The organism is Bacillus sp. NPDC057893 (assembly GCF_042796455.1).
Classification (GTDB): domain Bacteria; phylum Bacillota; class Bacilli; order Bacillales; family Bacillaceae_G; genus Bacillus_A.
Window position 1 is genome coordinate 15,071 of the sequence record NZ_JBHVNG010000001.1, and the last position, 14,067, is coordinate 29,137.

The 14,067-nt window shown below is 39.0% G+C and carries 13 protein-coding genes and 1 pseudogene; 10 read left to right on the forward strand and 4 right to left on the reverse strand.

All coding sequences use genetic code 11. The features are described from left to right. Positions 1–49 precede the first annotated feature (49 nt). Positions 50–772 (reverse strand): lipase family protein, encoded by a 723-nt coding sequence (locus ACFVQC_RS00175; RefSeq protein WP_377897154.1) that lies wholly within the window; start codon positions 770–772, stop codon positions 50–52. A 140-nt stretch (positions 773–912) separates the two neighbouring features. Here ACFVQC_RS00175 and ACFVQC_RS00180 point away from each other — a divergent pair. Then, positions 913–999, forward strand: a pseudogene (locus ACFVQC_RS00180) (MerR family DNA-binding transcriptional regulator); the annotation flags it as partial. An 81-nt stretch (positions 1,000–1,080) separates the two neighbouring features. Here ACFVQC_RS00180 and ACFVQC_RS00185 read toward each other — a convergent pair. Further along, positions 1,081–1,863 carry a TIGR00266 family protein gene (locus tag ACFVQC_RS00185; protein ID WP_377897155.1) on the reverse strand — a complete coding sequence of 261 codons (783 nt, stop codon included), beginning with the start codon at positions 1,861–1,863 and terminating at the stop codon, positions 1,081–1,083. 321 nt (positions 1,864–2,184) lie between these two features. On the opposite strand from ACFVQC_RS00185, the gene cspD reads away from it, so the two are divergent. Further along, on the forward strand, positions 2,185–2,385 hold the full coding sequence (cspD, locus tag ACFVQC_RS00190) for a cold-shock protein CspD (protein ID WP_001193051.1): 201 nt from the start codon (positions 2,185–2,187) through the stop codon (positions 2,383–2,385). Between the two features lie 43 nt (positions 2,386–2,428). On the opposite strand, the gene ACFVQC_RS00195 is transcribed toward cspD, so the two are convergent. Further along, positions 2,429–3,160 (reverse strand): yteA family sporulation protein, encoded by a 732-nt coding sequence (locus tag ACFVQC_RS00195; protein ID WP_002145149.1) that lies wholly within the window; start codon positions 3,158–3,160, stop codon positions 2,429–2,431. 278 nt (positions 3,161–3,438) lie between these two features. Then, positions 3,439–4,392, reverse strand: a complete 954-nt coding sequence (locus ACFVQC_RS00200) for a 1,4-dihydroxy-2-naphthoate polyprenyltransferase (protein ID WP_002145150.1) — start codon at positions 4,390–4,392, stop codon at positions 3,439–3,441. Positions 4,393–4,585: 193 nt separating this feature from the next. Here ACFVQC_RS00200 and ACFVQC_RS00205 point away from each other — a divergent pair, with 193 nt between their 5' ends. The 8 genes from ACFVQC_RS00205 (at position 4,586) to ACFVQC_RS00240 (ending at position 14,004) form a co-directional block, all read left to right on the forward strand. Further along, positions 4,586–5,980 (forward strand): isochorismate synthase, encoded by a 1,395-nt coding sequence (locus tag ACFVQC_RS00205; RefSeq protein ID WP_377897157.1) that lies wholly within the window; start codon positions 4,586–4,588, stop codon positions 5,978–5,980. Next, positions 5,977–7,731, forward strand: a complete 1,755-nt coding sequence (gene menD, locus ACFVQC_RS00210; protein ID WP_377897158.1) for a 2-succinyl-5-enolpyruvyl-6-hydroxy-3-cyclohexene-1-carboxylic-acid synthase — start codon at positions 5,977–5,979, stop codon at positions 7,729–7,731. Before ACFVQC_RS00205 ends, menD begins: the two co-directional genes overlap by 4 nt. Beyond that, positions 7,728–8,540: a 2-succinyl-6-hydroxy-2,4-cyclohexadiene-1-carboxylate synthase gene (gene menH, locus ACFVQC_RS00215; protein WP_377897159.1), complete on the forward strand. Its 813-nt coding sequence runs from the start codon at positions 7,728–7,730 to the stop codon at positions 8,538–8,540. Before menD ends, menH begins: the two co-directional genes overlap by 4 nt. 68 nt (positions 8,541–8,608) lie before the next feature. After that, entirely contained in the window at positions 8,609–9,427 is an 819-nt protein-coding gene (gene menB / locus ACFVQC_RS00220) for a 1,4-dihydroxy-2-naphthoyl-CoA synthase (protein ID WP_377897160.1), read from the forward strand. A 122-nt stretch (positions 9,428–9,549) separates the two neighbouring features. Then, positions 9,550–10,995, forward strand: a complete 1,446-nt coding sequence (locus ACFVQC_RS00225; protein ID WP_483861773.1) for an o-succinylbenzoate--CoA ligase — start codon at positions 9,550–9,552, stop codon at positions 10,993–10,995. Beyond that, complete coding sequence (gene menC, locus ACFVQC_RS00230; protein ID WP_377893374.1) at positions 10,996–12,102, forward strand: o-succinylbenzoate synthase; 1,107 nt, start codon at positions 10,996–10,998, stop codon at positions 12,100–12,102. Positions 12,103–12,206: 104 nt separating this feature from the next. Beyond that, positions 12,207–12,905, forward strand: coding sequence for a response regulator transcription factor (locus ACFVQC_RS00235; RefSeq protein WP_002145159.1), 699 nt, complete (start codon positions 12,207–12,209; stop codon positions 12,903–12,905). Then, positions 12,898–14,004, forward strand: coding sequence for a HAMP domain-containing sensor histidine kinase (locus ACFVQC_RS00240; RefSeq protein ID WP_377897161.1), 1,107 nt, complete (start codon positions 12,898–12,900; stop codon positions 14,002–14,004). Before ACFVQC_RS00235 ends, ACFVQC_RS00240 begins: the two co-directional genes overlap by 8 nt. The last annotated feature ends 63 nt before the right edge of the window (positions 14,005–14,067 follow it).

A 14,067-nucleotide genomic window follows, 5' to 3' on the forward strand; every position in this document is an offset into this window, starting at 1 on the left:
TCATATATTATTATAGTATACGAATGTTTAATTTCCAATTGTTTACTGGTTAAAAATGAGAGGTCAGACATGTTTTGTATGTTGTAATGGAATGATTATTCGTAATGGATTTTGTATTTTTCGTAAATGTCATGTTGTGATGGACGTGTGCATATTCCCAATCCTTCTCATTAAAATGGACATTTCTTGGAGGGAGAAGAGGAACGACATCGAATAAATTGACAAAACGAAAGCTACTAGCTACTTGCAGTTTATAATAATTTCGAAAAGCGATATCTCCAACTTTTGGAGAGGCAAATGTATAAAGACCGTACTGTGCGAAGGCAGTATTCATACGGGCATCTAGTATGTGTAGTGTAGCGAGTGCACCGCCTAAGCTATGGCCTGTTGCAAGAAGTTTCTTATGGGCTGGTAATGACACGAGCATATCCATAATAGGATCCCGGCAAGATTCATAAATTGAAAGAAAGCCGTTATGGACATTTCCGCTATTTAAAGCGTATGGGTATGGCCTTTGGTTGACGAGTGAATCGATAATCCAATCTGTATCTGTTTGTGTGCCCCTAAAAGCTACAATAATCGTATCCTCAGATTCTAATATGAACCCAAACCATTCCATCGTTTGAATTGCTTTTCCTTGAAAGCCTTGTACATATTGGAATCCATCAGGTATTTCAAAAATCCCATTTTGTTTATATTGTTCATACGTTAGATCGCAGCAAGAAGCTAACAATATGGCAGTATCTTTATCAAAGGATAAAGGAGTACGCATCAAGAAAGCCCTCCTTAAGAAAAGGTATAGTTCAATATATGCAGTGAGGGACTTGATTCATTCTTTTGAAAAAAGGCTTGAACCTACAGTTACGCGAGGGAGTATGATTTTTGTAAACATATTGTTAGGAGGAGTGTAGGATGAGCAAAAAGGAAGGTTATTCAATTGGTGAGTTTTCAAAGAGAACAGGCACATCAATACGGACACTACTGTATTACGATGGAATATTATATGTTTCAAAATGGTTTATACAGTCCAAAAGAAAAAGATAGTTCCCTATGAAGGAGGGTACTATCTTTTTTAGTGTTTTATTCTTTCCCATCTAAAAGGCGACCAAGTCCGCCTAATACACTGCCTTCACCGGTGCTTTGAGCTGCTGGGCTTGAAAGGCGTGCTGCTAAGCGGCTAAGTGTTAAGGACTGAATCCAAACAGTTCCAGGACCTTCTAACGTTGCGAAGAATAAACCTTCACCGCCAAATAGAGCTGTTTTTACTTTTCCAACGAATTCAACATCATAGTTAACGTCTTTTGTCATTGCGACGAGACAACCTGTATCAATGCGAAGTTTCTCGCCAGGTTTTAATTCGCGCTTATATACTGTTCCGCCTGCGTGCATGAAAGCTAGTCCGTCACCTTCAAGTTTCTGCATGATGAAACCTTCACCACCGAAGAAACCAGTTCCAATTTTCTTTGTAAATTCGATTCCGATAGAAACACCTTTTGCGGCACAAAGAAATGCATCTTTTTGGCAGACTACTTTTCCTTGATATTCTGTTAAATCAACAGGAATAATTTTTCCAGGATAAGGAGCGGCGAATGATACGTGTCGTTTGCCATGACCTGTATTTGTAAATACAGTCATAAACATACTTTCACCTGTAACGAGACGTTTACCTGCGCCCATTAATTTACCGAATAGACCATTAGATGGTCCAGAACCATCACCGAAAATCGTTTCCATCTCGATATGATCTTCCATCATCATCATTGCGCCAGCCTCTGCGACAACGCTTTCTTCTGGATCCAATTCAATTTCAACAAACTGCATATCATCGCCATATAATTTATACTCGATTTCATGTGCTTGCATTTTTTCACCTCATCATATGTAGTAATTATATTGTACAGAAATCAAGGGAATTAGAATACTGTAGTTTTGGTAATTTTTGAATAAAAATAGAATGAAAATTTAAGGTTATACTAGAATTATAAAAAACGATGGGACGAAAGTGTTCTCATTTGACGTTTTTGATATAGCATGATATAGTGAAAACACTATTGAGCTACATAATGTGGTACGGAAATAAAGCACGTTGTATTAAAGGCTGTAAGCTTGTTATACATTCATGTCCTTTATATCCACCTTTTCATGTGGATTCATAGTTTCATTTTTATTTAGGAGGTACATGACATGCAAACAGGTAAAGTTAAATGGTTTAACGGCGAAAAAGGTTTTGGCTTCATCGAAGTTGAAGGCGGAGAAGACGTATTCGTACATTTCTCAGCTATTCAAGGCGACGGCTTCAAAACTTTAGAAGAAGGTCAAGAAGTTTCTTTCGAAATCGTTGATGGAAACCGCGGACCACAAGCAGCTAACGTTACAAAAAACTAATTAGCTAGCGAAAAAAAGCATTCCGAATTTCGGAATGCTTTTTTTATGCTTTAGAACCAGACTCATCTGAAGATAATTCACCTTTAAAGGTGCGTTCTTCAAAGTCATCAAGCAATTGTTCATATTCTTCATGTTCTTCTGTTGCGAAAACTTGTGGGTTTTTTCCATACATATCTGTTCCAATAAAATTTTCGAAATCCTCTACATACCCAACATTTTCTTCACTATTTACGTACATTCCATTATAGTTTTTTGAATCCTGTCGTTCTAAATCGGATGGTGTTTCTGATGTTCCGTAATTTGCGACGTCTTGCCAAGCGTCTTCAGCATCGTATTCAACAGAATGATCTTCGTCGTGCTTGTGAAACGAAGGAGCTAGCACCTCTTCTTCAACTGGGCGCGTGTTCATATCTAATTTATTTGTAGTGTGCTGAATACACGTTGTAGCAGTTGGCATTGCTTCTAATCTTTCAAATGGAATTTCCTCACCAGACACTTCGCAAATTCCGTACGTACCAGCTTCAATTTTTTGCAGAGCATGTTTCGTATCTTCTAACTGTTTATGCCAAAATTCGATGAGTCCGAAATCTTTCTCACGTTCGTACAATTCTGTAGCCATATCACCTGGATGGTTGTCATAGCTAGACAATTCTCCTACTGAATCACGTTCAGATGCACGGTTTTCATTTTCATGAGTTTGTATTGTTTGTTCAACTTCTTGCTGTTGTTTTTCTAAAATAGATTTAAATTGATTTATTTGTTGTGGAGTTAACATAGTCGTCCACCTTCCTACAATTCAGTTTCTTTACATAGTATGAGCGTTGAGAGTAGGAATTATGAGATGAATTTCAGCCGGGAAGTTGGTATATGAAAAAAGGAGCTGCGTAAGCAGCTCCTTTCTATCCCGCTATTTGCCGGGCAGTAAAACTCCCACCTTAAAATTTGGCTGGAGCAAAGAAGTTAGGTGGGAGTCGGGCTGCCCGTAAACGCCCGATTGGTGCCGGCTAATAATCAGTGGGGATGAACAAAATCCCCACTGATTAAAGTTTCACTTTATAGGAAGTATCCAAGCAATAATCCGATTCCCATTAGGAGACCGAAAATTGTATTTGTTTTTGCTGTTGAAATCATCGCAGGTACCATTTCCATTGGAATGCTTTTGCCGATAAAGCCTTTCGTCGCTTTAAATGCTTTCGGTGCACTTAAGAATACGATAAGCATCCATGGTGATACGATGTTAACGATGATTAAAGCGATTGTCCAAATGTAGGAAACGATGAACATAGAAGCAAGTACACCAACTGCTCTTTCGCGTCCAACGAGAATCGCTAACGTTTTACGACCATTTTCTTTATCGCCATCTAAATCACGAATGTTGTTAGATAGTAAAATCGCACCAATTAAAATGGAGCTTGGGATAGATAGTAAAATCACTTCTGATGTTACTGCTCCTGTTTGGATAAAGAATGAAATACCGATAATAATGACACCCATAAATAATCCTGCTGTTAGCTCCCCAAATGGTGTGTACGCAATTGGAATGGGGCCACCAGTGTAAAGGTAAGCAACGGCCATACAAACAAGACCGATTGCAGCAAGCCACCAGCTAGAGTTCATACAAATATAAACACCTAATAGCGTTGCGATGCCTAAAAATCCGAATGCTAAGTTAAGCACGGTTTTTGGTTTAATGCCATCGCGGACGATAGCACCGCCAATTCCAACTGAACCTTCATGATCGAGTCCTCTTTTATAATCAAAGTATTCATTAAACATGTTCGTTGCTGCTTGAATGAGAAGGCAAGCAAGAAGCATCATAAAGAAAAGAGGAAGATGTATTTGATTTATACCTCCGACCTGTATTGCATAAGCTGTTCCGATGAAAACAGGAACGAAAGCTGCTGTTAATGTATGGGGACGTAATAAACTCCACCAAATGCGCCAGCCTGTTTGTTTACTTGGCTTTTGCGCTGTAGGAGAGGAATTCGTTTCGACGTTCATTTCCATGTTGAATCCTCCTTGGTCACATATTGTACACAATTAAGTGTAGAAAAAGCATCATTTAGTGTCAACGTTTATTTTCTAGGAAGAGAAGGTGAATTTCTCAGAAATGCTAAACGTTGACAGGCCTTTCCTTTGAGGTGTATCTTAAAATCAAGCGTAATTATGACTATTTTTCGCCCATAGGGGGGAGACAATTGTGATTCAAACGAAACAAAAAGGCTTACAAGAAGTTCTTGTTACAGCTATTAAGCGTGCGACTGATGAAAAAACATTAGTTAGTTTTGTAAAACAAATAGATTGGGTGAATCCACTTCTGTTTTATGCAGCAGGAAAAAGGGTCTCATTCGAAAATAGATGTTATTTTGCAGACCCAGCTCAGCATGTAATATTTGCTGGAATTGGCTCTGTTTTCACTATAGCAAATTCTTCTCATAAACGCTTTCAAACTGCTCGTGACGAGTGGGATAAAGTAAAAGAGAAAGCATTCGTACAAAGAGAAGGATACGAATTTGGAACAGGTCCTCTTTTATTTGGTGGATTTTCATTTGACCAAGAAAAAGAAAAAACGGATCTTTGGAAAGAATTTGATGATACCACATTTTCACTACCAGCATTTTTATTAACGGTAAAAAATGAAAAAGCGTGGTTAACCATTAATCAGTTCGTTTCAGCTGAAGATTGTGCAGAAACTCTTTATAACGAAATTATTTCTGTAGAAGAGAGAATTTTACAAGAGAGTAAATGTGCACTAGAAGGATCAAAATTAACAGTTACTTCTAAAGTAGAAGTTGATCCGAAGGGCTGGATGAATGCGATCGGAAAAGTACAGGATGAAATGAAGCAAGGGAACGTGCAGAAGGTTGTATTAGCAAGGGAGCTAAAATTAACGATGGATCAGTATATTGATTCCGTTCTTGTTTTAGAAGCGCTTCGCATTGGGCAACCGGATTGTTACGTATTTTCTTTTGATTATAAAGGAGCATGCTTCTTAGGGGCGACACCTGAGCGATTGATTCGAAAAGAAGGCGAGAAGTTTACATCGATGTGCCTTGCTGGTTCAATTGGTCATGGCAATTCTATAGAAGAAAGTAAACAAAATGGTGAGACGCTTCTTCATGATGAAAAGAATTTGGCTGAACACGGTTATGTAGTTAACATGATTCGAGGTGTGCTAAGTGAGCATTGTGAATCTGTTAATATTCCGGAGAGCCCAGGCTTATTAACGACGAAAAATTTAATCCATTTATATACGCCAGTAGAAGCAAAAGGTGATGCAAGTCTTTTAACGATGGTAGAAGAATTACATCCAACGCCAGCTCTTGGTGGTACACCTCGTCATGAGGCGTTGAAATTAATCCGTGATGTAGAGCTTTTAGATAGAGGATTATATGGTGCACCAATTGGCTTTATAGATGATGAAGGAAATGGTGAATTTGCGGTTGCACTTCGCTGCGGATTATTAAATGGCGAGAGGGCATCCTTATTTGCCGGCTGTGGTATCGTAATTGATTCAGTAGCGCAGCTTGAATATGAAGAAACAAGTTTGAAGTTTAGACCGATGCTTGGTGCTTTGGAGGAATTAATGAAATGAACAATCATATAGAAGCATTATCATATTATTTAGGCGCGTTCGTGGACGAACTGACGCGTCTAAATGTATGTGATGTTGTCATTAGTCCTGGCTCACGGTCAACGCCGATTGCCTTACTAATGGAACAACATGAAGGAATGAAAACATATTTACATGTAGACGAAAGGTCAGCAGGATTCTTTGCGCTCGGTATTGCGAAAGCAAAAAAACGTCCTGTTGCGCTATTATGTACGTCAGGGACGGCAGCAGCGAACTATTATCCAGCTGTATGTGAAGCGTTTCATTCACGAGTACCGCTTATCGTATTAACAGCGGATAGACCGCATGAATTAAGAGATGTGGGTGCACCACAGGCGATGAATCAATTTAATTTATACGGTACTTTTGTAAAGCAATTTACAGAGATGGCACTTCCTGAAGCGAGTGAAGCAATGTATCATTACGCTCGAATGACGACGCAGCGTACGATAGCAAGTGCCTGTTTAGCGCCGCAAGGACCTGTTCATCTTAATTTTCCAGTTCGCGAGCCGCTTATACCGGATTTCTCATTAGAAAGTTTATGGGATAAAGGGCGTGGTGAATATACAGGAGTAGTTCAGCAAGGGAACGTGACGATGCCGAGTGAATATGTAGATTCTCTTGTAGGGCGCCTTTCACATATGGAAAAGGGGCTTATTATTTGTGGAGACGGCAGTCATCCAGAAATCACAGAAGTTGTTATGAAAGTAGCTGAGAAAACAGGATATCCAATTTTAGCAGATCCACTTTCTAACCTCCGTAGTGGTAATCATGATAAAACGATGGTTATAGATTGTTACGATACATTTTTACGAAATGAATTGTTAAAAGAAACGTGGAAGCCGAATGTTTTAATTCGTTTCGGCGGAATGCCTGTCTCTAAAGCATTAACGCAGTTTATCAAAAAACAAACGAAAGCTGTTCATATCGTTGTTGATGAATCTGGACAATGGAGAGATCCAGCTCTAGTTGCGACAGAAGTTGTACAAGCTAGTGACATTGAATTTTGCAGAGCATTACTAGAGAAAATGCCAGTTATGAAAAAGAATGATTGGTTCGGAATGTGGAAACATATAAACGAGAAAACGAGAGAAACACTTCGTGAGATGGAAACATATGAAACGGCATTTGAAGGAAAAGTAATTACGGATATTGTAAGTGTATTACCAGAAGGGGCAACGTTATTTGCGAGTAATAGTATGCCAATTCGCGATACCGATTCATTCTTCTTCACATCGGATAAAAACATTCAAGTGATGGCGAACCGTGGTGTAAATGGTATTGATGGAATCATTTCGACAGCCTTAGGAGCGAGCGTTATTTGTGATCCGCTCGTATTAGTAATCGGTGATTTATCATTTTATCACGATTTAAACGGATTATTAGCTGCAAAATTACATGAATTAAATATAACGATTGTTGTTGTGAATAATGATGGTGGAGGTATTTTCTCATTCTTACCACAATATGAGAAAAAGGAACATTTCGAATCATTATTTGGAACACCAATTGGGCTTGATTACGAGCATGTTGTCAAAATGTATGGTGGTTCATTTAGCCGTGTGAATGGATGGGAAAACTTCCGAGAAGAAGTACAAACTGGAACGAAAACGAATGGATTACACGTTGTGGAAATTTGTACGAATCGCGAAGAAAACTTGAAATTACATCGTGAACTATGGGCAAAAACAATGGATGTTATTACTACATCTTTGCAAGGTGAATCAAAATGAGAGTAACATTGCAAGGTGTATCGTATGAATATGAAGTAGCCGGAAGCGGGGAACCACTTCTACTTCTTCATGGTTTTACGGGAAGCATGGAAACATGGCGTTCCTTTATTCCTTCTTGGAGCGAGCAGTTTCAAGTCATTCTAGTAGACATTGTTGGACACGGGAAAACGGAAAGTCCTGAAGATGTGACGCATTATGATATTCAAAATGTGGCGCTGCACATGAAGGAACTACTGGATCATCTTCATATTGAAAATGCACATGTACTTGGCTATTCAATGGGTGGGAGACTTGCGATTACGATGGCATGCTTATATCCAGAATATGTACGTTCTATTATTTTAGAAAACTGTACAGCTGGACTTGAGAGTGGGGAAGAGCGAAAAGAACGCAAGGAAAAAGATGAGCGACTTGCCGATAAAATTGAGCAAGAAGGCATCCGAAGTTTTGTATCGATGTGGGAAAATATTCCGCTTTTTGAAACGCAAAAACGTTTAGCGCAAAACGTAAAAGAAGCGGTGCGAAGAGAACGACTTGCTAATAATCCAAAAGGACTTGCAAATAGTCTTCGCGGCATGGGAACAGGGGCTCAGCCTTCATGGTGGAACGAATTGCAAAACTTAAAAATACCTGTCCTTTTATTGAATGGAGAAAGCGATGAAAAGTTCTTTCGCCTATTAAAAAACATAGAAAAATGCATCCCTCGCGCGAATTTTGTCAAAATTGATGGTGCTGGTCATGCAATTCATGTGGAACAACCGGAAAAGTTTGATACAATAGTAAAGGGATTTCTAAAAACTATGCAGTGATGCTTTTTTCAGCAAGAAGGAAGTTGCACTTATAGCGGAGATCAGAAATATAAAAGGAGGTAATAGTAATGACTATTGAATGGGTAAAAGAAGGCAATTACGAAGATATTATTTATTCAACATACAATGGCATCGCAAAGATTTCGATTAACCGCCCTGAAGTACATAATGCATTCCGTCCTAAAACGGTAATGGAGTTAATCAATGCTTTTGCACACGCTCGTGATGATGCAAATGTTGGCGTTATCATTTTAACAGGTGAAGGTGGACGTGCATTCTGTTCTGGCGGCGACCAAAAAGTTCGCGGTCATGGTGGATATGTAGGTGACGACCAAATCCCACGTTTAAACGTATTAGACTTACAACGTCTAATTCGCGCAATCCCTAAACCAGTTATCGCAATGGTAGCAGGTTATGCAATCGGTGGTGGACACGTACTTCATATCGTATGTGATTTAACAATCGCTGCAGACAACGCTGTATTCGGACAAACAGGTCCTAAAGTAGGAAGCTTTGACGGTGGATACGGAGCTGGTTATTTAGCTCGTATGGTAGGCCATAAGAAAGCCCGCGAAATTTGGTACCTATGCCGTCAATACAACGCACAAGAAGCGCTTGATATGGGCTTAGTAAACACAGTTGTACCATTAGAACAACTTGAAGCAGAAACAGTACAATGGTCACAAGAAATTTTAGGAAACAGCCCAATGGCACTTCGTTTCCTAAAAGCTGCATTCAACGCAGACACAGACGGTTTAGCTGGTATTCAACAACTAGCTGGAGATGCAACGTTATTGTACTACACAACTGACGAAGCAAAAGAAGGCCGCGACGCGTTCAAAGAAAAACGCAGTCCCGACTTCGGTCAATTCCCTCGTTTCCCGTGATCAAAAGCGGAAGCAGCTCGCCCACAGTGTGAGACGCAACCAAAGATCAAAACCGGAAACAAAACAACTAAGAGACTTGATATCATATCAAGTCTCTTTCTTTCATGAAAGGAGAATGGATGATGGAGACGATGCCTAATTGGTTAATGCAACGTGCATTTTTAACACCTGATCGCACTGCAATTGAAATTGAAGAGGAGAAGGTTACCTTCGTGCAGCTGCATGAAAAAGTAGTATCTGTTTGTGAACAACTTTCACATGTAGGAGTGAAGCGGGCACAAAAGGTGGCTGTTCTGATGAAAAATGGTATGGAGATGATTACAGTTATTCACGCCTTATCTTACGTAGGTGCAGTAGCTGTGCTTTTAAATACGCGTCTTTCAAGAGAAGAGCTACTTTGGCAAATGGATGATGCTGAAGTTGTTTGTTTAGTGACGGATCAAGATTTTGGGGCTAAAGATGTTCCTGTATATTCATTTGCTGAAGTGATGAATGGACCGAAGGCGGAAGCATCTATTCAAGAAGAATTTTCTTTAGAAGAAGCGATGACAATTATTTATACGTCTGGGACGACAGGGAAGCCGAAAGGCGTTATTTTAACGTACGGTAATCATTGGGCAAGCGCAGTCGGTTCTTCGCTTAATTTAGGGCTTCGTGATGATGATTGCTGGTTAGCTTGTATGCCGATGTTCCACGTTGGCGGGCTATCTCTTTTAATGAAAAATATTATGTACGGTATGCGCATTTTACTCGTTTCGAAATATGATGCTAATTTTATTCATAAAGCACTTCAAACGAGAGGCGTTACGATTATTTCTGTCGTTTCTAAAATGTTAACAGATCTTTTAGAGCGACTTGGGGAAGGGACATATCCATCTTCTTTACGATGCATGTTACTAGGCGGAGGGCCAGCGCCGAAACCGTTATTAGAAACATGTGTAGAAAAAGGAATTCCTGTGTATCAAACGTACGGTATGACAGAAACGTCTTCGCAAATTTGTACGTTATCAGCAGATTACATGTTAACGAAAGTAGGATCAGCTGGAAAACCACTATTTCAATGTCAGCTTCGTATTGAAAAAGACGGCGTAGTAGTGCCGCCACATGCTGAAGGGGAAATTGTTGTAAAAGGACCGAACGTAACAGGTGGCTATTTTAATCGTGAAGATGCGACGCGAGAGACGATTCAAAATGGCTGGCTTCATACGGGTGACCTCGGTTATTTAGATGAAGAAGGATTTTTATACGTGTTAGATCGCCGCAGTGATTTAATTATTTCTGGCGGAGAAAATATATATCCAGCTCAAATTGAAGAAGTATTACTTTTTCATCCGGCGGTAGTGGAAGCGGGTGTTGTCGGTATGAAGGATGAAAGTTGGGGACAAGTGCCAGCTGCTTTTGTTGTAAAAAGCGGAGAGGTAACAGAAGAAGAAATTCTTCGTTTTTGCGAGGAGAAATTAGCGAAATATAAAGTGCCGAAGAAAGTATGTTTCTTAGAGGAATTACCACGAAATGCTTCAAAGAAATTGTTAAGACGAGAGTTAAGACAATTAGTGGAGGAGATGTAGGTGGAAATAAAAAAAGCGACATTTTATATAACGGAAATGCCACTCGTCATTCCGTTTGCCGCAAGCTACGGGACTTACGAAAAACGTGAAAGCATCGTCATTGAATTAGAAGATACGGATGGATACGTTGGTTTTGGTGAAGTCGTTGCATTTTCTGAACCGTGGTATACGGAAGAAACGGTGAAGACAGCGCTACATGTACTTCAGGATTTTTTAATACCTGATTTATTGAAAGCTGAAATTTCTCATCCGAATGAGGTACCTGATTTGTTCCAGCATATAAAGAGAAACCGAATGGCAAAGGCGGGAATTGAAGGAGCTGTTTGGGATTTATATGCGAAGCGTAAAAACAAATCTTTAGCGACATTACTTGGTGGAACTAGACCTGAAATTGAAGTCGGAGTTGTGATTGGGATCAATACGATTCCGGTTATGTTAAAACAAATCGAGAAGTACGCGGAAGAAGGATACGAGCGCTTTAAAGTGAAAATAAAGCCAGAACATGACTACGAGTTATTGAAAGAGATTCGTAAAGAGTTTCCGCACATCCCGTTAATGGCTGATGCAAATTCAGCGTACACGTTAGCTGATGTAGAGAAGTTAAAACGGTTAGATAAATTTCAATTGATGATGATTGAACAACCGTTAGCGGATTACGATTTTCTTGATCATGCACAGTTGCAAAAGAAAATTGAAACACCGATTTGTTTAGATGAAAGTATCCATAGTTTAGAAGATGCACGTGTTGCGATTACGCTTGGCAGTTGCCAAATCGTTAATATTAAACCAGGGCGAGTGGGCGGATTAACAGAATCGGTGCAAATCCATAATTATTGTATGGAGCATAACATAGCAGTTTGGTGCGGCGGTATGGTAGAGATGGGGATATCACGCGCACAAAATGTTGCCCTCGCTTCATTGCCGAACTTTACGATTCCTGGAGATATATCTGCTTCTAGTAGACATTGGGAAAAGGATATTATTTCGCCGGAAGTGATGCTTAAAGATGGGAAAGTGATTGTACCGCAAAGCATTGATGCTGAGTATGAAGTTGACCGCGGAAGATTGGAAGAAATAACGAAGCAGCGGATTGTGTTTGAAAGATGAAATAACAAAGGTTACTCTTATGAGTAGCCTTTTCTTATTGTACAAATTGGATAGACTAGTTTAAAATCGAGCGTATGAAAACGGAATGAAGTAGGGGGAGTAAAATGAAGCGCATTTCAATTTTAATAGCGGATGATGAGGCAGAAATTGCTGATTTAATTGAGATACATTTAGAAAAAGAAGGTTACCACGTCGTGAAAGCAGCCGATGGGGAAGAAGCGGTGCATATTATTAAAACGCAGCCGATTGACTTAGTGGTTTTAGATATTATGATGCCGAAAATGGATGGATATGAAGTGACGAGACAGATTCGTGCCAAATATCATATGCCGATTATTTTCTTAAGCGCGAAAACATCTGACTTCGATAAGGTGACAGGTCTTGTACTGGGTGCAGATGATTACATGACAAAGCCTTTCACGCCGATTGAATTAGTCGCGCGCGTAAATGCACAGCTGCGTAGGTTTCTTACGTTAAATCAGCCGAAAGTAGAAGAGAGTAAATCTGCTTTAGAGATTGGCGGAGTTGCTATTGATCCTGAGCGCCGAACGGTAAATGTATATGGAGAGCAAATTGAGTTAACACCGAAAGAGTTTGACATTTTATATTTATTAGCGAGTCATCCGAAGAAAGTGTACAATGTGGAAAATATTTTTCAGCAAGTATGGGCAGATGATTATTATGAAGGTGGAAATACAGTAATGGTACATATTCGTACACTGCGGAAAAAGCTTGGGGAAGATAAACGAAAGGATAAGTTGATAAAAACAGTATGGGGAGTAGGGTATACTTTCAATGGCTAAAAAGATGAGAAGTTTTCGTTCGAAGATGGTTATGCTATTTGCGTTAAGTATGATATTAGCTGGTGGGGTAACGTATTTGATGTATGAGGGATTACGGCTCTATTATAAATTAGCAGTTCGTTATGAGGATCCTTTAGCTCAATTTCGTTCAATGGTAAGACAAATTGGGGATATTAATTTCTTTTTAATTATATTTATCCCTCTATCCATTATGTTTTTCTTCTTCCTTACTAGACCATACTTAAAATATTTTGATGAGATTTCGAATGGGATTCATCATTTGGCGAACGGTGATTTTACAAATCAAGTTCGCGTTTCATCAAATGACGAGTTTGGATATATTGCTCGTGAAATAAATGTAGCGAGTGAGAAATTAAAAGAAGCAGTTGAACGAGGAGACTTTGCGGAAAGTAGTAAGGATCAGCTCATTGTTAACTTAGCTCATGATTTAAGAACACCATTAACTTCTGTTTTAGGTTATTTAGATTTAATTCTTAAAGATGAGAATTTGACGAAGGAACAAATTAAACATTTTTCCACAATTGCTTTTACGAAATCGGAAAGGCTTGAAAGCTTAATTGATGAATTATTTGAAATAACGAGAATGAATTATGGCATGTTGCAGCTGGAGAAAAGACCAATTGATATAAGTGAATTACTCATACAGTTAGAGGAAGAATTGTATCCGTCATTAGAAAAAAAAGATTTAGAAGCGAGATTGAATATTGCACCCCACTTACATATTAATGGTGATGGGAAATTATTAGCTCGAGTCTTTGAAAATCTTTTAACGAATGCGATTCGTTACGGATATGATGGGAATTTTGTTGATATGAACGGATATATTGATCATGAAGAGGTAGTTGTACAAATTATTAATTACGGAGATAGCATTCCAGAAGAGGATTTACCATATTTATTTGATATGTTTTATACAGGTGATAAGGCAAGATCAGAGCAGCAAGGTAGTACAGGCCTTGGGTTATTTATTGCGAAAAATATTGTCGAGCAGCATAACGGTACCATTTCTGCTGAAAGTAATGTAATTAGAACGATATTTGAAGTGAGATTACCAAAAGAGGATAATCTGGAAATTTAATAAAAATTTAAACTTTACCCCACTTTTTATTTTAATAGTTTTTTCTATTCTATACGTAAGTTA

Bases quoted from the DNA above. Each gene is read 5' to 3' on its own strand.
- ACFVQC_RS00175 (WP_377897154.1), bottom strand. From the start codon at position 772: ATGCGTACTCCTTTATCCTTTGATAAAGATACTGCCATATTGTTAGCT.
- ACFVQC_RS00185 (WP_377897155.1), bottom strand. From the start codon at position 1,863: ATGCAAGCACATGAAATCGAGTATAAATTATATGGCGATGATATGCAG.
- cspD (WP_001193051.1), top strand. From the start codon at position 2,185: ATGCAAACAGGTAAAGTTAAATGGTTTAACGGCGAAAAAGGTTTTGGC.
- ACFVQC_RS00195 (WP_002145149.1), bottom strand. From the start codon at position 3,160: ATGTTAACTCCACAACAAATAAATCAATTTAAATCTATTTTAGAAAAA.
- ACFVQC_RS00200 (WP_002145150.1), bottom strand. From the start codon at position 4,392: ATGGAAATGAACGTCGAAACGAATTCCTCTCCTACAGCGCAAAAGCCA.
- menD (WP_377897158.1), top strand. From the start codon at position 5,977: ATGAACAATCATATAGAAGCATTATCATATTATTTAGGCGCGTTCGTG.
- menH (WP_377897159.1), top strand. From the start codon at position 7,728: ATGAGAGTAACATTGCAAGGTGTATCGTATGAATATGAAGTAGCCGGA.
- menB (WP_377897160.1), top strand. From the start codon at position 8,609: ATGACTATTGAATGGGTAAAAGAAGGCAATTACGAAGATATTATTTAT.
- ACFVQC_RS00225 (WP_483861773.1), top strand. From the start codon at position 9,550: ATGGAGACGATGCCTAATTGGTTAATGCAACGTGCATTTTTAACACCT.
- ACFVQC_RS00235 (WP_002145159.1), top strand. From the start codon at position 12,207: ATGAAGCGCATTTCAATTTTAATAGCGGATGATGAGGCAGAAATTGCT.
- ACFVQC_RS00240 (WP_377897161.1), top strand. From the start codon at position 12,898: ATGGCTAAAAAGATGAGAAGTTTTCGTTCGAAGATGGTTATGCTATTT.